This window comes from Xanthomonas sp. F10, assembly GCF_014206815.1.
In the GTDB taxonomy this organism is placed as follows: domain Bacteria; phylum Pseudomonadota; class Gammaproteobacteria; order Xanthomonadales; family Xanthomonadaceae; genus Xanthomonas_A; species Xanthomonas_A indica.
Genome location: NZ_JACHNP010000002.1, coordinates 1,107,994 through 1,127,506, shown reverse-complemented (window position 1 = coordinate 1,127,506; position 19,513 = coordinate 1,107,994). Strand labels below are relative to the sequence as shown.

Sequence of the window (19,513 nt, the reverse complement as noted above, 5' to 3'; positions counted from 1 at the left end):
CGCTCACTGCTCGTCCAATCCCGAATCCCGACTCCCCAATCCCCGCCCTTCCAACACCCTGCGCAAGAACGGCACCGTCACTCGCCGCTGCGCCGCCAGCGATTCCCGGTCCAGGCGCTCCAGCAGGCCGATCAGGCCGGCCAGGTCGCGTCCGGCATGGGTCAGCAGCCAGTCGATCGCCGCGTCTTCCAGCACCAGGCCGCGGCGCTGGGCGCGTTCGCGCAGGACCGCGGCACGGCCGGCGTCGTCCAGCGGCGCCAGCGCGATGCGGGTGCACTGCGACAGCCGCGAGCGCAGATCCGGCAGGCTGAGCGCCAGGCCGTCGGGCATCGCCTGCGCGGTGTACAGCAGGGTCACCCCGGCGCTGCGCGCGCGGTTATGGAAATCGAACAGCGCCACTTCGTCCTCGCGCTGCCCGGCGATCGCTTCCAGGCCGTCGAGGGCGACCAGGTTGCGTCCTTCCAGTGCTTCCAGCGCATCGCGCAGGCGCCCGGCGGCGGCCTGCAGCGGCAGGTAGGCGGCGCTGCGCCCGGCCTGTTCCGCGGCCGCGCACACCGCCAGGGCCAGATGGGTCTTGCCGGTGCCGGCGGGCCCGGACAGGTACACCCAGTCGGCGACGGCACCGTCGGCCACCGCCTGCAACTGCGCCAGCAGCCCGTCCGGCGCGCCCAGATAGCGGTCCAGGCGCTGTTCCGGCGGATAGCGCAAGGCCAGCGGCAGTTGCGGCACGCTCACGGCTGATCGGGGCTGCGCGGCGGCAGCTCGATGATGGTGGTGCGCTCGGTGGCGGTATCCAGCAGGATCGCCGACTTCTCGCCCGCGTACAGATCACTCTGCCGGTACTGCTCGTGCAGGTAGTGCAGCAGCACGTTGGCCACCGCCGCCACCGGCAAGGCCAGCAGCATGCCGAGGAAACCGAACAGCTGGCCGCCGGCCATCACCGCGAAGATCACCGCCACCGGATGCAGGCCGATCTTGTCGCCGACGATGCGCGGGGTCAGCACGTAGCTCTCCAGCAACTGGCCGACGGTGAACACCACGCCGACCAGGATCAGCAACTGCAGGTCGAAGCCCTTGGCCTGCACCAGCGCGGCCAGCACCGCCAGCAGGATGCCGGTGGTGGCGCCCAGGTAAGGGATGAAGCTGATCAGGCCGGCGACGATGCCGATCAACAGGCCGAGCTTGAGGCCGACCAGGGTCAGGCCGCCGGCATAGATCACGCCCAACGCCAGCATCACCAGGAACTGGCCACGGATGAACGCGCCCAGCACCTCGTTGGACTGCTGCGCCAGGCGGGTGATCGTGCCGACGTGGTTGCGCGGGATGGTCGCCGCCACGCGCGCGACCAGCAGGTCCCAGTCGCGCAGGAAGTAGAAGGTCAGGATCGGCAGCAGCACCAGGTTGACCACCCAGGTGACCATCGCGAAGCCCGAGCGCGACAGGTAGCCGAAGAAGGTCGCGGCGACGCCGCCGGCTTGCTGCCAGTGTCCGCGGATCCAGTCGATCAGCCGCTCCGGATCCAGCCAGGTCATCAGTTCCAGCCCGGTCTTCTGCTCCGCCCACGGGATCGCGGTGCCGATGAACCAGTCGCGCGCCTGCGGCAGCACGTCGATGAAGGTGACGATCTGGCGCTCCAGCATCGGCACCAGGATCACCAGCGCCAGCACCAGCAGCAGGACCATCAGCACGAACACCAGGGTCACCGCCATGTTGCGCGAGCGCCCGGCGCGCTCCAGGCGGTCCACCAGCGGGTCGCCGAGCCAGCCGAGCAGCAGCGCCAGCACGAACGGGGTCAGGATCGGCGCCAGCAGCCACACCACCCACAGCACGCCGACGATCACCGCCGTCCATTTCAGGCGGCGCAGGAACAGCGCGATCTCGGCTTCGGGCGACAACGTCATTTCAGGCGGTACTCCGTCGGCTCGCTGTTGAGGATCACCGGACCCTCGACCGGCGCGACCACCGGCTGCAGCGCGCCGTCCGGGCCGAGCATGCGGTTCAGGCCGGACACGCCGCTGAGCAGGTCCAGATCCAGTTCCAGGCGATCGCCGTCGGCGCGGATCGGCACGATGCGGCGCACCACCGAGGCGTTCTGCAGCGCGGCGGAGGCGCGCAGGTAGTCGTCGGCGCTGCGGATACCGGTGATCACCACGCGGTAGATGCCGGCCGGGCCGGCGCTGACCGCCTTGGCGTAGCGCTTGACCAGGACGTCGGCGGCACCGTCGGCGCCGCTGGCCATGGCGCGGCGCGCGTCGGCGTCGCTGGCCGACCAGGTCGACAGCACCTTGCCGCCGTCGACGAAGGTCCAGTCAGCGGTCCAGCCGCCGGCCTTGCCCCGGTAGAGCTTGCCGATCAGCTGCATCGGCGGGCTGTAGCGCGAAGACGCGCTGGCCACCGCGGCGGTGTCCTGGCGCCAGATCGCGCCTGCCAGGGCCTGCTCGGCGGCGTTGCCGGTGGGCAGGCCCAGGCGGAAGCCGCGCTCGATCGCGCGGTCGAGCAGGCTGCGCGCGGCATTGGACTGCTGCACGCCGACCAGGCGCGGGCCGCTGCCGTCGTCGATGGCCAGCCACACGACCGGCTTGGGCCGCGGCTGCGGCCACACCGGCAGGCCCAGCGCCGCGGCTAGGCCGTCCACGTCCTGCGGGCGGAAGCGCGCCACCAGGATGGTGCGGAAGGTCGGCGCGCCGCTCGGCGAGGTGCCCTGGTCCTGGCGGTAGTCGAAGGTATCCACCAGGTTCCTGGCGTTGCGCAGCGCCTGGGTCACCCCGGGCCGCGACATCACGCCCTTGTCGCCGGAGATCTTACCCAGCACCACGCCGAGCGCGCGGGACAGCGCGCCGTTGCGGTCGCCCTCGCTCTGGCTGTTGACCGGCACTTCGGCATCGTAGGGGCCGGTGGCGCCGGCCACGTCGCCCTCGGTGCGCAGCTCGGCCTGGGCCAGGGCGGTCGCGGCGGGCAGGCACAGCGCGAAAGACAGGAGGAAGGCAAGGCTGCGGCGCATGAAGGGTCCAGTACTCGGCGTATCCGGGGCGAATTGTTGCCCGAATGCGGGCCTAGCGCCAATGCGGCCTGTTAAAATCGCCGTCTTTCCGCCGACCCCGCCGCCCGTGACCACTTCCCAGCCCCCCGCCGCCGCCCCGTTGACCTACCGCGACGCCGGCGTCGACATCGATGCCGGCAACGCCGTCGTCGAACGCATCAAGCCCCTGGTCAAGCGCAGTTTCCGCCCCGAGGTGATGGGTGGGCTGGGCGGCTTCGGCGCGCTGTTCGACCTGTCCGGCAAGTACCGCGAGCCGGTCCTGGTGTCCGGCACCGACGGCGTCGGCACCAAGCTGAAGCTGGCGCAGCAGCTCGGCCGCCACGACACGATCGGCATCGACCTGGTCGGCATGTGCGTCAACGACGTGCTGGTGCAGGGCGCCGAGCCGCTGTTCTTCCTGGACTACTTCGCCACCGGCAAGCTCGACGTGGAGACCACCGTGGCGGTGGTCGGCGGCATCGCCCGCGGCTGCGAACTGGCCGGCTGCGCGCTGATCGGCGGCGAAACCGCGGAAATGCCCGACATGTACCCGCCGGGCGAGTACGACCTGGCCGGTTTCACCGTCGGCGCGGTGGAGAAGTCGCAACTGCTCGACGGCGCCCGGGTGCGCGAGGGCGACGTACTGATCGGCATTGCCTCCTCCGGCCCGCATTCCAACGGCTACTCGCTGATCCGCCGCATCTACGACCGCGCCGGGCGCCCGGCCGAGTTGCAGGTGGGCGGCGTGGCCCTGGCCGACGCGCTGATGGCGCCGACCGCCCTGTACGTCAAGCCGATCCTGTCGCTGCTGCGCGACCAGGGCGAAGGCATCCACGCCATGGCGCACATCACCGGCGGCGGCCTGACCGAGAACATCATCCGCGTCATCCCGGACGGCCTGGGCCTGGACATCCGCGCCAGCGCCTGGACCCTGCCGCCGGTGTTCGAGTGGCTGCAGCGCGAAGGTGCGGTGGCCGACAGCGAGATGTGGCGCACCTTCAACTGCGGCATCGGCTTCGTGCTGGTCGCCGCGCCGGAGCAGGTGGCCGCCCTGGAACGCAGCCTGGACAGCCTGGGCCTGGCGCACTGGCAGATCGGCGCGGTCGTGGCCGCCGCGGACGCCGGCGAACGCGTCCACATCGGCTGAGCCGCGTGGCGGCAGCCAAGTGCACCTGGCGGGCCGCGGGCCGGTTCGGTGCGGCGCTGCCGGCAGCGGCGTTCCCGCCCGACACGGTGTCGGGCCGGAGGCCGCTGCAGGCGCGGCACCGCCCGTCCGCCAGTGCCCTGCCCCGGACGTTAGCCCGATGACGCTTCGCCTCGCCGTGCTCGCCTCCGGCCGCGGGTCCAACCTGCAGGCCATCCTCGCCGCGATCGCCGCCGGCACCCTCGACGCCGAGGTGGTCGGCGTGTTCGGCGATCGCCCCGAGGCGCCGGCGCTGGCCATGGTCGCGCCGGACCGGCGCTGGTCGGCGCGGCCCAAGACCTTCCCCGACCGCGCCGCATTCGACCTGGCACTGGGCGACGCCGTCGCCGCGGTACAGCCGGACTGGGTGGTGTGCGCCGGCTACATGCGCATCCTCGGCGCCGGCATCGTGCAGCGCTTCGGCGGGCGCCTGCTCAACATCCACCCTTCGCTGCTGCCCAAGTACCGTGGCCTGCACACGCATGCGCAGGCCTTGGCGGCCGGCGACGCCGAACACGGCGCAAGCGTGCATTTCGTCGTGCCGGAGCTGGACGCCGGCGCGGTGATCGCACAGGTGCGGGTGCCGGTGCAGGCCGGCGACGGTCCCGACGACCTGGCGCAGCGCCTGCTCCCGCGCGAGCACCGGCTGCTGTGCGCGGTGCTGCGGCTGGCGGCGGCGGGCCGCCTGGCTGAACGGGACGGCAAGGTCTGGCTGGACGGTCAGTGCCGGTTTAGTCCGCTGCGCCTAGATTGCGACGACGTGCTGCTTCCCTGAATGCGCTGCCGCACCCGTCCGCGGCCCCTCCCCTCCTCTCTCCCGCTCACGCCAGCCGATCCCATGAAGCTCGCTCCGCGTCCGTTCGCCTTCCTCGTCGCGTCCGGCCTCGGCCTGCTGGCGCCCATCGTCGGCGCGCAGGTCGCGCCGGCGCCCGCCGCGCAGCCGGCACCGCAGACCGCCCCGGCTCCGGCCACGCCCGCCACCAGCACCCCTGCGCCGGCTTCCGCCGCCTCGCCGGCGCTGCCCGCCGAGGCCTGGACGCCGCCGCCGCTGCAGCCGTTCGTGGCCACCTACGACGCCCTGTACAAGGGCAAGCCGGCCGGCGACGCGCGCATGGACGTGGTGCATACCGGCGGCGACCAATGGCGGGTCGACCTGGGCGTGCACGGCCGCAGCGGGTTCGCCAGCATCCTCGGCCTGAACATCGAGCAGAGCACGGTGTTCACGGTGGAGGACGGCCGCTACGTTCCGCAGAGCCAGAGCACGGTCAAGAAGGCGGTGTTCTTCGGCAAGAAGGTCACCGGCGTGTACGACTGGAAACAGGGCGTGGCGCGCTGGGACGGCGACCTGAAGAAGGACCGGCAGGCGCCGATCCCGCTGCAACCCGGCGACCAGAGCGCGCTGCTGCTCAACCTCTCGCTGATGCGCGACGCGCAGCCGGGCAAGACCATGACCTACCGCTTCGTCGACGTCGGCCGGGTGCGCGAACATGTCTACCGCGCCGCCGACCAGACCGAGACCGTGCAGGTCGGCGACATCAGCTACGACGCATTGCGGGTGTCGCGCACCAACGGCGGCCGCAATGAGACCATCCTGTGGATCGCCAACGGCGTGCCGACGCCGGTGCGCATCCTGCAGCGCGAAGACGGCGAAGACCGCATCGACCTGCGCCTGACCGAATACCAAGGAGCCTGACCATGACCCGCATCGCCCGCCCGCTGACCGCCCTCGCCGCCGCCCTGCTGGCCACGGCAAGCCTGCCCGCCCTGGCCCTGGAGCCGTTCACCGCGGACTACCAGGCCAGCTACATGGGCATGCAGGCCAACGGCGTGATGACCCTGGCCAAGGAAGGCGGCAACCGCTGGCGCTACAGCCTGGCGATCAAGAATCAGGTCGCCGACCTCAGCCAGAGCACCGTGTTCGAGGAAAAGGGCGGGCAGTTGCGTCCGCTCAGCAGCGACGACCGCTCGGTGTTCCTGATCAAGAAGAAGGCGGTGACCGCCAACTACGACTGGAGCACCGGCCAGGCGACCTGGGGCGGCGACCTCAAGCCCGACCGCCGCGGCCCGGTGAAGCTGCAGCCGGGCGACATGGACGCGCTGCTGATCAACCTGGCGATCGCGCGCGACGTCAACGCCGGCAAGACCCCGAGCTACCGCATGGTCGACGAGGGCCGCGCCAAGCCGATGACCTACCGCGTCGCCGGCAAGGAAGCGGTCACCGTCAACGGCAAGACCGAGCAGGCGACCAAGGTCAGCCGCACCGACGGCTCCAAGGAAATCGTGGCCTGGATCGTGCCGGACATGCCCGTGCCGGTGCGCATCCTGCAGCGCGAGAACGGCCAGGACGCGCTGGACCTGACCATCAAGGCGTTGCGGTAAGGCCGGGATTGGGGAATGGGGATTGGGGAATCGTGAAAGCAGCTCCCCGCCGTGATCGCTCCCGTGTGAGGGCTGGGATTGGGGAATCGCAACAGCGGCTTCCCGCCCGGGTTTTTCCCATGTAGGCGCGGCTTCAGCCGCGACGCGATGAGCCGGGATATGGGATTCGGGAATCGCAACAGCAATTCCCTGCCCGTGGTGCTTCCCATGTGGGAGGGGCTTCAGCCCCGACGCGCAGATGCGAATCGTCTTGCGGAAACCCGCTGGCGATTTGCAGCAGACCCAAAGCGGGCGCGTCGACTCCTATCCACGGCACATGGAGCGTGACGACCGGCCGTGCCTTTCTCTACCCCACTCCCAACGCGGGCACCGCCTAGGCAGCGCCCGCCCCACGCCGTTACTTCTTCTCCGCCGGCGCAGCCTTGAAGGTCGTGCGGCAATCCACGCGGATCTGCGCGCCGGTGCTGCGCCAGTAGAACGTGCTGCACTCGCGCGGGCCGTTCTGGGTGCGGCTCACGCCGACCGCGTAGAACGACTGCCAGATCTCGTCGCGGGTGACCTGGCCGTCGCCGTTCCAGTCCATGTCGCGCTCTTCGATGCCTTGGGTGATGGCGATGCCGGTGTACCAGGCATAGCCGACCCAGGCCAGCAGCACCACCACGATCGCCAGCAACACCTTGCGCCGGCGGCTGAAGCGGCCGCTGAGGATCATGCGACGCGCCGGATGGACGCGCCCAGCGCCCCCAGCTTCTCCTCGATGTTCTCGTACCCCCGGTCCAGGTGGTAGATGCGGTCGATGGTGGTGTCGCCGTCGGCGACCAGGCCGGCCAGGATCAACGAGGCCGAGGCGCGCAGGTCGGTAGCCATCACCGGCGCGCCGCTGAGCCGCTCGCTGCCGCGCACGATCGCGGTGTGCCCTTCGATCTGGATGTCCGCGCCCAGGCGCAGCAGTTCGTTGACGTGCATGAAACGGTTCTCGAAGATCGTTTCGTTGATCACGCCGACGCCGTCCGCCACGCAGTTGAGCGCCATGAACTGCGCCTGCATGTCCGTGGGGAACGCCGGATACGGCGCGGTGGTCAGGCTGACCGCGCGCGGGCGCTTGCCGTGCATGTCCAGGCGGATCCAGTCCTCGCCGGTCTCGATGCTGGCGCCGGCCTCGGTGAGCTTGTCCAGCACCGCGTCGAGGGTGTCGGCGCGCGCGCGGCGCACGGTGACGCTGCCGCCGGTCATCGCCGCGGCGACCAGGAAGGTGCCGGTCTCGATGCGGTCCGGCAACACCGCGTGGCGGCCGCCGGACAGGCGCTCCACGCCGTGCACGACGATGCGCGAGGTGCCCGCGCCTTCGATCTTCGCGCCCAGCGCGATCAGGCAGTCGGCCAGGTCGCTGACCTCCGGCTCCATCGCCGCGTTCTCCAGCACGGTGGTGCCGTCGGCCAGGGCCGCGGCCATCAGCACGTTCTCGGTGCCGGTGACGCTGACCATGTCGAACACGTAGCGGCCGCCCTTGAGCCGGCCGTTGCTGCTGGCCTTGATGTAGCCGTTCTCGACGCTGATCTCCGCGCCCAGCGCCTGCAGGCCCTTGATGTGCTGGTCGACCGGCCGCGAACCGATCGCGCAGCCGCCCGGCAGCGACACTTCGGCCGCGCCGAACTTGGCCAGCAGCGGGCCCAGCACCAGGATCGAGGCGCGCATGGTGCGCACCAGTTCGTACGGGGCGACGTGCTGGTGGACCTTGCGCGGGTCGACGGTGATCGCGCTGCCGCGCGAGAGGGTGCCTTCGTCGATGGTGACTTCCGCGCCCAGCTCGCCGAGCAGCTTCACCGTGGTGATCACGTCGTGCAGTTGCGGCACGTTGGTGATCTCCACCGGCGCATCGGCCAGCAGGGTCGCGCAGAGGATCGGCAGCACGGCGTTCTTGGCGCCGGAAATGTTCACTTCACCGTGCAGCGCGCTGCCGCCGGTCACTACGATTTTGGCCATGGGTCTCGTGGGGGAAAGGGAAAAGGGGAGAAACGGGCGCGCGGGCGGCTCAGCCGTCGGCGCGCTCGGCCTGCTCGGGGGTCAGGGTGTTCAGGGCCAGCGCGTGGATCGCGCCGCCCATCAGATCGCCCAGGGTGGCGTAGACCATGCGGTGGCGCGCCAGCGGCAGCTTGCCGGCAAAGGCGTCGCTGACCACGGTCGCCTCGAAGTGCACGCCGTCGTCGCCCTGCACCTGCACGCGCGCGCCCGGCAGGCCGGCCTCGATGAGTTTACGGATGGTATCGGCGTCCACCGGGCTTTCCTCCTAAAATGGTCGGCCATTCTACCCTCCGACCGGCACCCGCATGGATGTATCGCCCCTGTCTCCCACGACGCCCGACGACGCCGGCCTGATCGCCAGCGGTCGCCGCGTGGTCGAGATCGAGCAGGCCGCGCTGGCGGCGGTCGGCGCCCGCATCGGTGCCGAGTTCGCGGCCGCGTGCCGGCTGATCCTGGGCTCGCGCGGGCGCGTGGTCGCCACCGGCATGGGCAAGTCCGGCCACGTCGCGCGCAAGATCGCCGCCACCCTCGCCTCCACCGGCACCCCGGCGTTCTTCGTGCACCCGGGCGAAGCCGGGCATGGCGACCTGGGCATGATCACCGACGCCGACGTGGTCCTGGCGCTGTCCTACTCCGGCGAGTCCGACGAGATCCTGATGCTGCTGCCGGTGCTCAAGCGCCAGGGCAACGCGGTGATCGCGATGACCGGCCGCGCCCAGTCCACGCTGGCGCGCGAGGCCGACCTGCACCTGGACGTCAGCGTGCCGGCCGAGGCCTGCCCGCTGGACCTGGCGCCGACCTCCAGCACCACCGCCTCGCTGGCGCTGGGCGATGCGCTGGCGGTGGCGCTGCTGGACGCGCGCGGCTTCACCGCCGACGACTTCGCCCGCTCGCACCCGGCCGGCAGCCTCGGCCGGCGCCTGCTGCTGCACATCACCGACGTCATGCACCGCGGCGACGAACTGCCCAAGGTGCGCGAGGACGCCAGCCTCAGCGAGGCGCTGGTGGAGATGAGCCGCAAGCGCCTGGGCATGACCGCGGTGGTCGACGCCGACGACCGCCTGCTCGGGCTGTTCACCGACGGCGACCTGCGCCGCGCCCTGGACAGCGCGCTGGACGTGCGCCAGACCCGCATCGCCGAGGTGATGACCCGGCAGCCGCGTACCATCGGCGCCGACCAGCTCGCCGCCGAGGCCGCACGGCTGATGGAGACCCATCAGATCAACGGCCTGATCGTGGTCGACGCGGCCGGCCGCGCGGTCGGCGCGCTCAACATTCACGACCTGTTGCGCGCCAGAGTGGTTTAACAGGCTGAATCCGTTCACTGCCCGCGGTGCCCCACACCGCTGGCCCTGGCCGCTGGAAAGCCGGCCTCCCCGCCCCGATATCCCGAACATGCCCTATTCCCCGCTGGCCGACCTCCCCGCCGACCTGATCGACCGCGCCGCCCGGATCCGCCTGGCGTGCTTCGACGTGGACGGCACGCTGACCGACGGCCGCCTGTACTACGACCGCGACGGCAACGAGAGCAAGGCCTTCCACGTGCTCGACGGCCAGGGGCTGGTGCAGTTGCGCCGGTACGGCATCGAGGTGGCGCTGATCACCGCGCGGCCGAGCCTGGCCGCGGAGAAGCGCGGCCAGGAGCTGGGCCTGCTGGTGCAGATCGGGGTCAAGGACAAGCGCGCCGGGGTACAGGCCCTGTGCGACGAGCGCGGCATCGGCCTGGAGCAGGTCTGCTTCATGGGCGACGACCTGCCCGACCTGGCGCCGCTGCGCGTGGTCGGCCTGGCCGTGGCCCCGGCCAACGCCCATCCCTGGACCGCCGAACACGTGCACTGGACCACCCGTGCGCGCGGCGGCGAAGGCGCGGCGCGCGAACTGTGCGACGTGCTGCTGGCCGCACAGGGCCACGTCCCCTCACTGCTGCAGGAGCATGGCGCATGAACTGGCGCACCACCCTCGGCGGCCTGCTGCTGGTCGGGGCGCTGATCAGCGGCTGGTCGGCCTGGAACCAACGCAGCAAGCCGAGCCGCAATCCCTCCGACGAAGCCAGCGTGGACTACATCGCCCGCGACTTCGAGATCGTCAGCCTGGACAAGCAGGGCAAGGAAGCGATGACCCTGCGTGCGCCGCAGATGGAACGCAGCCGCGCCGACCAGACGATGTCGATCGTGACCCCGCTGTTCCTGCTGCCCGACGCCAACGGCCAGCACTGGGAAATGCGCAGCAAGACCGGCTGGGTCAGCGCCAACGGCGACGAACTGCGCCTGCGCGGCGACGTCGCCGGCGACAGCCCCAAGGTGCCCAGCATCCCACCCACCACCTTCCGTACCCAGAGCCTGGACGTCTTCCCGCAGACCAACAGCGCGCGCACCGCCGACCCGGTCACGATGACCCGGCCCGGTATGATGCAGACCGGCGTCGGCTTCCAGGTCGACCTGAAATCCCGGCAGTACAAGCTCCTTTCACAGGTCAAGTCCCGTTATGAACCGAATGCTGCCCGCTAAGCTCGCCCTGCTCGCCCTGCTGCTGCCGACCCTGGCGCTGGCCAAGTCGACCGACCGCAACCAGCCGATGGACATCAAGTCCGACGCGCAGGACGGCAACATGATGGCCGACGACGGCAAGGTCCGTTTCTTCGGCAACGTCGTGATCACCCAGGGCACGCTGGAAATCCATGCCGATACCGCCGACCTGTTCCGCAAGAACGGCGACATCGACCGTGTCGTCCTGACCGGCAAGCAGGCCACCCTGAAGCAGGAACTGGACGACGGCTCGCCGATGGACGCCGTCGCCGACAACATCGACTACAAGGTGCCGACCGACACGGTGATCCTCACCGGCAATTACCGGATGACCTCGCCCAAGGGCACCAACGCCGGCCAGCGCATGGTCTACAACACCAAGAGCGGCGACATGCAGGGCGGCGGCGACGGCACGCGCGTGCACACGGTGATCCAGCCGAAGAACGCGGCCGCTGCGCCGGCCGGCGCGCCTGCGAACGGCGCCAAGCCCGCCGCCAAGCCCGCCGCGACGCCGGCCAAGCCCAAGCAAGGAGGCCAGTGATGCTGCTCGCCGAAGGCTTGCGCAAGCGCTACAAGCAGCGCGAAGTGGTGCGCGACTTTGCGCTGACCCTGGAGGCCGGCGAAGTGGTCGGCCTGCTCGGCCCCAACGGTGCCGGCAAGACCACCTGCTTCTACATGATCGTCGGCCTGGTCGACGCCGATGCCGGGCGCATCGTGCTCGACGGCAACGACATCACCGCGCTGCCGATGTACAAGCGCGCCAAGCTCGGCGTCGGCTACCTGCCGCAGGAACCATCGGTGTTCCGCAAGCTCAGCGTCGCCGACAACATCCGCCTGGTGCTGGAACTGCGCGAGGATCTGGACAACGCCGGACAGGAACGCGAACTGGTGGCGCTGCTGGACGAACTGCAGATCAGCCACGTCGCCGACCAGCTCGGCGCCAGCCTCTCCGGCGGCGAGCGCCGCCGCTGCGAAATCGCCCGCGCGCTGGCGGCCAAGCCGCGGCTGATGCTGCTCGACGAACCCTTCGCCGGCGTCGACCCGATCTCGGTCGGCGAAATCCAGCGCATCGTCACCCACCTCAAGCAGCGCGGCATCGGCGTGTTGATCACCGACCACAACGTCCGCGAAACCTTGGGAATCTGCGACCGGGCGTATATCCTCAACGAGGGCAGCGTGTTGGCGCAGGGGGCGCCGGAAGCGCTGCTGGCCAACAGCGACGTGCGCCGCGTCTACCTCGGGGAAACCTTCAGGCTCTGACCGCGCACGCGCCGGCTACGCTCCTTCCGCGCTCGGTACAGGCATGAAAGCACGGCTGCAGACATCGCTGGGACAGCACCTGGTCATGACGCCGCAGTTGCGTCAGGCGATCAAGCTGTTGCAGATGTCCAGCGCCGAGCTGGAAGTGGAGATCGCCGAGGCGGTGGAGAGCAATCCGCTGCTGGAATGGTCCGAAGACGCCGCACCGGCGTTCGAACGCAGCGAAGGCGCCGACCAAGGGCTTGACCACGACCACGCGGCAGGCGACACACGCAGCGACGGCGATGGCGACCGTGGCGAGGCCGCGCCGGCTGCCGACAGCGCCGACTGGTCCGACACCGAATCGGCCTGGAGCGGCGGCAGCGGCGGTTCGTTCGACGACGACGACCTGGGCAGCGCGGCCGAGCGCGTGGCCGAGCCGGATACCCTGATCGACCACCTGCTGTGGCAGTTGCACCTGTCGCCGCTGTCCGCGCGCGACCGCAGCATCGGCGCGGCGCTGATCGATGCGCTGGACGACGACGGCTACCTGCGCGAGCCGCTGGCCGCGATCGCCGAGACCCTGCGCCCGGACATCGCCGCCGAGGAGGACGAGATCCTCACCGTGCTGCACCAGATCCAGCGCTTCGACCCGGCCGGCATCGCCGCGCGCACCCTGGGCGAGTGCCTGACCCTGCAACTGGACACCCTGCCCGAGGACACGCCGGGGCTGGCGCTCGCCCGCACCATCGCTCATGGCCCGCTGGAACGGTTGCCGCGCAGCGGCGTGGCCGGGCTGGCCCACGAGCTCAAGCGCCCGACGGCGGAGGTCGACACCGCGGTCGCGCTGCTGCGCTCGCTCGACCCGCGCCCGGGCAAGCAGATCGGCGAACTGGGCAGCGACACCTACGTGGTGCCCGACTGCGTGGTCTGGCGCCAGCGCGGGGTGTGGCATGCGGCGCTGTCGGCGCACGCCCAGCCCAAGGTCACCATCCACCGCGGCTACGAGCGGCTGATCCGCCAGTGCGGCGAAAGCGACGCCGGCTACCTGCGCGGGCAACTGCAGGAAGCGCGCTGGCTGCTGAAGAGCCTGGAGGCGCGCGGCGAGACCCTGCTCAAGGTGACCCGCTGCCTGCTGAAGCAGCAGGCCGGCTTCCTGGAATTCGGCGAACAGGCGCTGCGTCCGCTGACCCTGCGCGAGATCGCCGGCGAACTGGGCCTGCACGAAAGCACCATCTCGCGCGCCATCGCCCGCAAGTACGTGCGCACCCCGCGCGGCACCATCCCGCTGCGCGCCTTCTTCGCCTCGGGCATCGACACCGACAGCGGCGGCGAAGCCTCCAGCACCGCGATCCAGGCGATGATCCGGCGGCTGATCGATGCGGAGAATCCGCGCAAGCCGCTTTCTGACGCCAAGCTGGCCGACCTGCTGAAAAGTGCCGGGGTCCCTGTAGCGCGCCGCACCGTGGCGAAGTATCGTGAGGCCATGAACATTTCCGCCTCCCACGAACGCGTCCGAATCGGCTAGCGGCGGCGGCGATGGTTCATAGGTGTAAAACCCGAACCAAGGAGTATCCGATGCGTATCGAGACCTACGGCCAGCAGATCGAAGTCACCCCCGCCCTGCGCGAGTATGTGGAGACCAAGCTGCAACGGCTGAAGCGACACTACGAGGAAACCATCGAGGTCCGCGCCCAACTGGCGCTGCGCAAGCCCGACCATCACGTCGAGGCCACGGTCAACGTCCCCGGCCGCACCCTGCACGCCGACGCCAGCGCACAGACCATGTACGCGGCGATCGACCTGCTCGCCGACAAGCTGGACCGGCTGATCATCAAGCACAAGGAAAAGAAGCACGACCACCATGCGGCCGAGGTGCGCGACAATCTCGCGTGATCCTCCCCACGTTGCGCCGCCATGCCCTTGACCGATCTGATGGCGGCCGTCAGCACCCAGGTGCTTCCGGCCGCCGATCGCGACACCCTGCTGCACACCGCCGCCGGTCTGCTGGCCTGCCAGCAGGCCGGCGCCGATGAACTCTTCGCCAGCCTGCGCGAGCGCGAACAGCTCGGCAGCACCGCCATCGGCCATGGGATCGCCATCCCGCACGGCCGCGCGCCGGACCTGGATGCCCCACGCGGCGCGCTGCTGCGTTTGCTGCAGCCGATCGATTTCGATGGCCAGGGCACTCTGGTCGACCTGATCTTCGCCATGGCCGTGCCCGCGCACTACACCCACCAACACCTGATGCTGCTGTCGGAACTGGCCGAGCAGTTCTCCATCGAAGAGTTCCGCGACGCCCTGCGCAACGCGCCGGATGCCGCCGCACTGTATGCGCTGCTCGGCGGCGCGCCACGGGCCGCCGCATGAACACCAGCATCGACGCACGCGAACTGTTCGACCAGCAGCGCGACCGCCTGGGCCTGCGCTGGATTGCCGGGCACAAGGGCGAACACCGGGTGCTGGAGGCCGGCAATGCGGTCTCGCGGCGTCCGTCGCTGGCCGGCTATCTCAACACCATCTACCCCAACAAGGTGCAGATCCTCGGCACCGAGGAACTGGCCTGGCTGGACTCGCTGGACGCGCGCCAGCGCTGGGAGACGATCGAGAAGATCGTGCAGGTGCGGCCGCTGGCGCTGGTGGTCACCAAGAACCAGTCGTGCCCGGAAGACCTGCGCGCGGCCGCCGACGAATCCGATACGCCGCTGTGGGTCTCGCCCAAGCGCGGCCACGAACTGCTCAATCACCTCTCCTACCACCTGGCCCGCACGCTGGCGCCGCGGGTGATCCTGCATGGCGTGTTCATGGAGATCTATTCGATCGGCGTGCTGATCACCGGCGAGGCGGGTTCGGGCAAGAGCGAACTGGCGCTGGAACTGCTCAGCCGCGGCCACCGCCTGGTCGCCGACGACGCCCCGGAATTCACCCAGATCGCCCCCGACGTGCTCGACGGCACCTGCCCGGAACTGCTGCAGGACCTGTTGGAAGTGCGTGGGCTGGGCGTGCTGAACGTGCGCGAGATGTTCGGCGACACGGCTGTAAAGAAGAATAAGTACCTTCGGCTCATCGTGCACCTGACCCGGCCCATGACCGAGCCCACGCCCCACGGCTACGAGCGCCTCACCGGCGATTCCGGTACCCGCCACGTGCTGGACCTGGACGTACCGCTGATCACCCTGCCGGTGATGCCCGGCCGCAACCTGGCGGTGCTGACCGAGGCCGCCACGCGCCTGCACATCCTGCGCACCAAGGGCATCGACCCGGCGGCGATGTTCATCGCCCGCCACAGCAACCTGCTGGAGCGGCGCAATCCATGACCGCCGGCGCCAACACCTCCACCCTGGTCATCGTCAGCGGCCTGTCCGGCTCCGGCAAGTCGGTGGCGCTGAAGACCTTCGAGGACCTGGACTACTACTGCGTCGACAACCTGCCGGTGGAACTGCTGCCGGCCTTCGTCAAGAGCCTGGTGCGCGAGGATGCCGGCCCCAGCAAGCTGGCGGTGGGCATCGACGTGCGCAGCCGCCACAGCGACCTGACCCAGTTGTCGCGCTGGCGCGAGGCAGTGGCGCAGTTCGGCCTGGACGCGCGCCTGCTGTTCTTCGACGCCAACGACGAGGCGCTGATCAAGCGCTACGCCGACACCCGCCGGCGCCATCCGCTGTCGCACCAGGGCCTGTCGCTGCCGGAGGCGATCGAGCGCGAGCGCGCCCTGACCGAGCCGCTGCGCGAGGCGGCCGACGCGGTGATCGACACCAGCACGCTCAACGTGCACCAGCTGCGCCGGCGGGTCACCACCGAGTTCGCGCTGTCCGCCGAGAACACCCTGTCGCTGCTGTTCGAGTCCTTCGCCTACCGGCGTGGCGTACCGGCCGAGGCGGATTTCGTGTTCGACGCGCGGGTGCTGCCCAATCCGCACTGGGACCCGGAACTGCGCCCGATGACCGGCCGCGACAGCGGCGTGCGCGAATACCTGGACGCGCAACCGGACGTGCAGCGCTACACCGCGCAGCTGATCGACTTCCTCGACACCTGGCTGCCGCGGCTGCGCAACGACACCCGCAGCTACGTGACCATCGCCTTCGGCTGCACCGGCGGCAAGCACCGCTCGGTGTATCTGGCCGAACGCCTGGCCCGCCATGCCCGCGAACAGGGCTGGCCGGAAGTGGCGACCTTCCATCGCGAGCAGGATTGATCGAAAAGCCGGGATTCGGGATTGGGGATTCGGGATTGGCAAAAGCGGCATTGCGCTGGCTCTTGCGGATCCCCAATCCCGAATTCCCAATCCCGGCTCCCCCCAGCCATTCCCTGTGCCCTGCCTGACCTGTTAACGTTCTCCCATGGCTTGCGGCATTCTCCTCATCACTCATCCCGGGATCGGCACGGCGCTGTTGCGCGTGGCGACCGGACTGTTGCGGCAGTTGCCGCTGAAGACCGAAGCGTTCGACGTGCCGTTCGATGCCGACCTGGATGCGCTGCTGCCGCAGGCGTCGGCGGCGTTGCGGCGGGTGGACGACGGCGATGGCGTGCTGGTGGTGACGGATCTGTATGGCGCCAGCCCGAGCAATCTCGCCGCGCGGCTGGCGCGCCTGGGCACGCCGGTGCGGCGCGTCTCGGCGTTGAGCCTGCCGATGCTGCTGCGGATCATGAACTACCCCGAACAAGGACTGGAGCAGTTGCCCGCGACCGCCGCCGCCGGCTCGCGCAACGGCGTGGTGATCGACGATGCTTGAACGCGAACTGCTGGTCTCCAACCGCCTCGGCCTGCACGCCCGCGCCACCGCCAAGCTGGTGCAGACGCTGTCCTCGTTCCGCTGCAATGCCACGCTGGCGGCCAAGGGCCGCGAGGTCAACGCCAAGAGCATCATGGGCGTGATGCTGCTGGCCGCTGCGCAAGGCACGCCGGTGACGGTGCGGGTGGACGGCGCCGACGAAGCCGAGGCGCTCAAGGCCGTGGTCGACCTGTTCGAGCGGCGCTTCGACGAGGACAGCTGAGCATGCGCCGCCGGCGGCCGCAGGCAGGGACGCGGTGCCGCCGCACGGGGCACGCGCGGTGAGCGTGCGCATCGCCGGCCATGGCGCTTCGCGCGGCAATGCCCTGGGCCGGGCGCGGGTGCGCCTGCCGCATGCGCTGGAGGTGGCCGAGCAACGCATCGGCGCCGCGCAGATCCCCGAGGAACTCGATCGCCTGCACCGCGCGGTGGACGCCGCGCGCGAGGAGATGCACGGCCTGCGCCAACGCCTGCACGGCGCCCTGGCCAAGGAGGTCGGCGAATTCCTCGACCTGCACGCGCTGCTGCTCGACGACCCGGAGCTGCTGCACGGCCTGGACGAACTGATCCGCACCGGCCGCTACAGCGCCGACTACGCGCTGCGCCTGCAGCGCGACCGCCTGGCGACCGTGTTCGACGACATGGAGGACGCCTACCTCAAGAGCCGCATGGACGATCTGGACCATGTGATCGGGCGGATCCATGCGTTCCTGCAGAAACGCCAGCCGGACAGCGAAGGCCTGGCCGGCGAGATCCTGGTGTGCGAGAACGTGGCGCCGTCGGAACTGGCGCAACTGCAGGCGCAGGGCGTGGTCGGCATCGTCACCAGCGCCGGCAGCACCCTGTCGCACAGCGCGATCCTGGCGCGCAGCCTGCACCTGCCGCTGGTGGTCGGCGTCGCCGACGCGCTGCAGAAGATCAACGACGGCGACGTGCTGATCATCGACGGCACCCAGGGCGCGGTGCTGGTCGACCCGACCCCGGACGACCTGCGCGACTACCGCAGCCGCGTGCGCGAGCAGGCCAAGCTGCAGCGCAGCCTGGGCAAGCTGCGCTCCAAGCCCAGCCGCACCCGCGATGGCGTGGACATCACCTTGCTGGCCAACGCCGAGTCGCGCGACGACGTCACCCGCGCGCATGCGCTCGGCGCCGACGGCCTGGGCCTGTACCGCACCGAATTCCTGTTCCTGCAGCGCGACGCGCTGCCCGACGAGGAAGAACAGTTCCACACCTACCGCGACGCCGTGCTGGGCATGAGCGGGCGGCCGGTGACCATCCGCACCCTGGACCTGGGCGCGGACAAGGCCGATCGCACCGGCCTGACCATGAGCAATGAGGAAAACCCGGCGCTGGGGCTGCGCGGCGTACGCCTGTCGCTGGCCCGGCCCAAGGTCTCCGACACCCAGTTGCGTGCGCTGCTGCGCGCCTCCGCCTACGGCCCGGTGCGGGTGCTGGTGCCGATGGTCAGCGCGCGCGAGGAACTGCTGGCGATGCGCCGCCACCTCAAGCGCATCGCGGCGCAACTGCGCCGCGATGGCCATGCCATCGCCGAGCAGGTGCAACTCGGCGCGATGATCGAAGTGCCGGCGGCGGCGCTGGCCCTGGATACCTTCATCGACACCATCGACTTCCTGTCGATCGGCACCAACGACCTGGTGCAGTACCTGCTCGCCGCCGACCGCAACAACGAGGCGGTGGCCGAGCTGTATTCGCCGCTGCATCCGGCGGTGCTGCGGCTGATCGCGCAGGTGATCGCCACCGGCCAGGCCCACGGCAAACCGGTGGCGGTGTGCGGCGAAATCGCCGGCGACCCGACCTTGACGCCGATGCTGCTGGCGCTGGGGCTGCGCGAGTTCAGCCTGCACCCGGCGACGATGCTGGAAGTGCGCCAGGTGATCCGCGACACCGACCTGCAGGCCCTGCGCCAGCGCGGCGCCAAACTGCTGCAGGCCCGCGACCGCAAGGGCATCGAGCGCTGGCTGGCTTGAGAGCCGGGATTGGGGATTCGATATTGGGGATTCGATATTGGGGATTCGATATTGGGGATTCGATATTGGGGATTGGGGATTGGGGATTGGGGATTGGGCAGGATGTCCTTCCTCTGATCGCAGGCAAGCGATTTTCTGAAAGGCGCGGCGCTTGGTCTCTGCGTGCACAGCGCTCTCTCTCGTCAAGAAACCCATCGATCTTCTGTAGGAGCGGCTTCAGCCGCGACGGGCGTTCCCGGGAATGCCGTCGCGGCTGAAGCCGCTCCTACATGCGCAGACGTCCGCATGCGGAAACCCGCGAATCCCCAATCCCGACTCCCCAATCCCGGCCGTCCACTGTGCTTCCCGCAACATGCAGGCGATAATGTTGGGATGAACATCTGACCGAC

General features: G+C 70.0%; 23 protein-coding genes. 17 read left to right on the top strand and 6 right to left on the bottom strand.

Translation table 11 applies throughout. The features are described from left to right. Positions 1 to 3: 3 nt before the first annotated feature. Genes hda through FHR56_RS16130 form a run of 3 tightly spaced genes read right to left on the bottom strand, consistent with a single transcriptional unit; the run spans position 4 to position 3,001 of the window. Positions 4 to 735 (bottom strand): DnaA regulatory inactivator Hda, encoded by a 732-nt coding sequence (gene hda / locus FHR56_RS16140; RefSeq protein ID WP_160945762.1) that lies wholly within the window; start codon positions 733 to 735, stop codon positions 4 to 6. Beyond that, complete coding sequence (locus tag FHR56_RS16135) at positions 732 to 1,901, bottom strand: AI-2E family transporter (RefSeq protein ID WP_019796858.1); 1,170 nt, start codon at positions 1,899 to 1,901, stop codon at positions 732 to 734. The genes hda and FHR56_RS16135 overlap by 4 nt, the downstream gene beginning before the upstream one ends. Beyond that, positions 1,898 to 3,001, bottom strand: a complete 1,104-nt coding sequence (locus FHR56_RS16130) for a DUF2066 domain-containing protein (RefSeq protein ID WP_160945761.1) — start codon at positions 2,999 to 3,001, stop codon at positions 1,898 to 1,900. Before FHR56_RS16130 ends, FHR56_RS16135 begins: the two co-directional genes overlap by 4 nt. Positions 3,002 to 3,107: 106 nt before the next feature. On the opposite strand from FHR56_RS16130, the gene purM reads away from it, so the two are divergent. The 4 genes from purM to FHR56_RS16110 all read left to right on the top strand — a co-directional run bounded on the left by purM (position 3,108) and on the right by FHR56_RS16110 (position 6,581). After that, the gene (gene purM, locus FHR56_RS16125; protein ID WP_160948455.1) at positions 3,108 to 4,166 is read left to right on the top strand and encodes a phosphoribosylformylglycinamidine cyclo-ligase; all 1,059 of its coding nucleotides are present in this window, start codon (positions 3,108 to 3,110) and stop codon (positions 4,164 to 4,166) included. A gap of 157 nt (positions 4,167 to 4,323) precedes the next feature. Next, a complete protein-coding gene (gene purN, locus FHR56_RS16120; protein WP_160948454.1) occupies positions 4,324 to 4,977 on the top strand; it encodes a phosphoribosylglycinamide formyltransferase in 654 nt (217 codons plus the stop codon). Between the two features lie 63 nt (positions 4,978 to 5,040). Next, on the top strand, positions 5,041 to 5,895 hold the full coding sequence (locus FHR56_RS16115; RefSeq protein ID WP_184502667.1) for a DUF3108 domain-containing protein: 855 nt from the start codon (positions 5,041 to 5,043) through the stop codon (positions 5,893 to 5,895). 2 nt (positions 5,896 to 5,897) lie between these two features. Further along, positions 5,898 to 6,581 carry a DUF3108 domain-containing protein gene (locus FHR56_RS16110; protein WP_019797113.1) on the top strand — a complete coding sequence of 228 codons (684 nt, stop codon included), beginning with the start codon at positions 5,898 to 5,900 and terminating at the stop codon, positions 6,579 to 6,581. 397 nt (positions 6,582 to 6,978) lie between these two features. Here FHR56_RS16110 and FHR56_RS16105 read toward each other — a convergent pair whose 3' ends face one another. Genes FHR56_RS16105 through FHR56_RS16095 form a run of 3 tightly spaced genes read right to left on the bottom strand, consistent with a single transcriptional unit; the run spans position 6,979 to position 8,856 of the window. After that, on the bottom strand, positions 6,979 to 7,293 hold the full coding sequence (locus FHR56_RS16105; protein WP_010344096.1) for a hypothetical protein: 315 nt from the start codon (positions 7,291 to 7,293) through the stop codon (positions 6,979 to 6,981). Then, positions 7,290 to 8,564 carry a UDP-N-acetylglucosamine 1-carboxyvinyltransferase gene (gene murA / locus FHR56_RS16100; protein ID WP_160948452.1) on the bottom strand — a complete coding sequence of 425 codons (1,275 nt, stop codon included), beginning with the start codon at positions 8,562 to 8,564 and terminating at the stop codon, positions 7,290 to 7,292. Before murA ends, FHR56_RS16105 begins: the two co-directional genes overlap by 4 nt. A gap of 49 nt (positions 8,565 to 8,613) precedes the next feature. Beyond that, positions 8,614 to 8,856 carry a BolA/IbaG family iron-sulfur metabolism protein gene (locus FHR56_RS16095; protein ID WP_160948451.1) on the bottom strand — a complete coding sequence of 81 codons (243 nt, stop codon included), beginning with the start codon at positions 8,854 to 8,856 and terminating at the stop codon, positions 8,614 to 8,616. 52 nt (positions 8,857 to 8,908) lie between these two features. Between FHR56_RS16095 and FHR56_RS16090 the strand changes: the two genes are divergently transcribed. From FHR56_RS16090 to ptsP, 13 genes are all read left to right on the top strand, one after another. After that, a complete protein-coding gene (locus tag FHR56_RS16090; protein WP_160948450.1) occupies positions 8,909 to 9,910 on the top strand; it encodes a KpsF/GutQ family sugar-phosphate isomerase in 1,002 nt (333 codons plus the stop codon). Positions 9,911 to 9,998: 88 nt separating this feature from the next. Next, positions 9,999 to 10,547 (top strand): HAD hydrolase family protein, encoded by a 549-nt coding sequence (locus FHR56_RS16085; protein ID WP_160948449.1) that lies wholly within the window; start codon positions 9,999 to 10,001, stop codon positions 10,545 to 10,547. Further along, positions 10,544 to 11,110: an LPS export ABC transporter periplasmic protein LptC gene (gene lptC / locus FHR56_RS16080; protein WP_019799409.1), complete on the top strand. Its 567-nt coding sequence runs from the start codon at positions 10,544 to 10,546 to the stop codon at positions 11,108 to 11,110. Before FHR56_RS16085 ends, lptC begins: the two co-directional genes overlap by 4 nt. Next, complete coding sequence (lptA, locus tag FHR56_RS16075) at positions 11,088 to 11,669, top strand: lipopolysaccharide transport periplasmic protein LptA (protein ID WP_160948448.1); 582 nt, start codon at positions 11,088 to 11,090, stop codon at positions 11,667 to 11,669. Before lptC ends, lptA begins: the two co-directional genes overlap by 23 nt. After that, positions 11,669 to 12,388, top strand: a complete 720-nt coding sequence (lptB, locus tag FHR56_RS16070) for an LPS export ABC transporter ATP-binding protein (protein ID WP_152239442.1) — start codon at positions 11,669 to 11,671, stop codon at positions 12,386 to 12,388. Before lptA ends, lptB begins: the two co-directional genes overlap by 1 nt. A gap of 43 nt (positions 12,389 to 12,431) precedes the next feature. Continuing rightward, positions 12,432 to 13,895, top strand: coding sequence for an RNA polymerase factor sigma-54 (locus FHR56_RS16065; protein ID WP_160948447.1), 1,464 nt, complete (start codon positions 12,432 to 12,434; stop codon positions 13,893 to 13,895). Between the two features lie 50 nt (positions 13,896 to 13,945). Next, the gene (gene raiA, locus FHR56_RS16060) at positions 13,946 to 14,263 is read left to right on the top strand and encodes a ribosome-associated translation inhibitor RaiA (protein ID WP_010344105.1); all 318 of its coding nucleotides are present in this window, start codon (positions 13,946 to 13,948) and stop codon (positions 14,261 to 14,263) included. Between the two features lie 21 nt (positions 14,264 to 14,284). Continuing rightward, positions 14,285 to 14,737 carry a PTS sugar transporter subunit IIA gene (locus tag FHR56_RS16055; RefSeq protein ID WP_160948446.1) on the top strand — a complete coding sequence of 151 codons (453 nt, stop codon included), beginning with the start codon at positions 14,285 to 14,287 and terminating at the stop codon, positions 14,735 to 14,737. Further along, positions 14,734 to 15,684, top strand: a complete 951-nt coding sequence (gene hprK / locus FHR56_RS16050; RefSeq protein ID WP_019795906.1) for an HPr(Ser) kinase/phosphatase — start codon at positions 14,734 to 14,736, stop codon at positions 15,682 to 15,684. The genes FHR56_RS16055 and hprK overlap by 4 nt, the downstream gene beginning before the upstream one ends. Next, the gene (rapZ, locus tag FHR56_RS16045) at positions 15,681 to 16,559 is read left to right on the top strand and encodes an RNase adapter RapZ (RefSeq protein WP_019795905.1); all 879 of its coding nucleotides are present in this window, start codon (positions 15,681 to 15,683) and stop codon (positions 16,557 to 16,559) included. The genes hprK and rapZ overlap by 4 nt, the downstream gene beginning before the upstream one ends. Before the next feature lie 145 nt (positions 16,560 to 16,704). Then, positions 16,705 to 17,097 (top strand): PTS fructose IIA subunit family protein, encoded by a 393-nt coding sequence (locus FHR56_RS16040; protein ID WP_160948445.1) that lies wholly within the window; start codon positions 16,705 to 16,707, stop codon positions 17,095 to 17,097. After that, positions 17,090 to 17,359, top strand: coding sequence for an HPr family phosphocarrier protein (locus FHR56_RS16035; RefSeq protein WP_010344110.1), 270 nt, complete (start codon positions 17,090 to 17,092; stop codon positions 17,357 to 17,359). The genes FHR56_RS16040 and FHR56_RS16035 overlap by 8 nt, the downstream gene beginning before the upstream one ends. A 58-nt stretch (positions 17,360 to 17,417) precedes the next feature. Further along, entirely contained in the window at positions 17,418 to 19,124 is a 1,707-nt protein-coding gene (gene ptsP, locus FHR56_RS16030; protein WP_160948444.1) for a phosphoenolpyruvate--protein phosphotransferase, read from the top strand. The last annotated feature ends 389 nt before the right edge of the window (positions 19,125 to 19,513 follow it).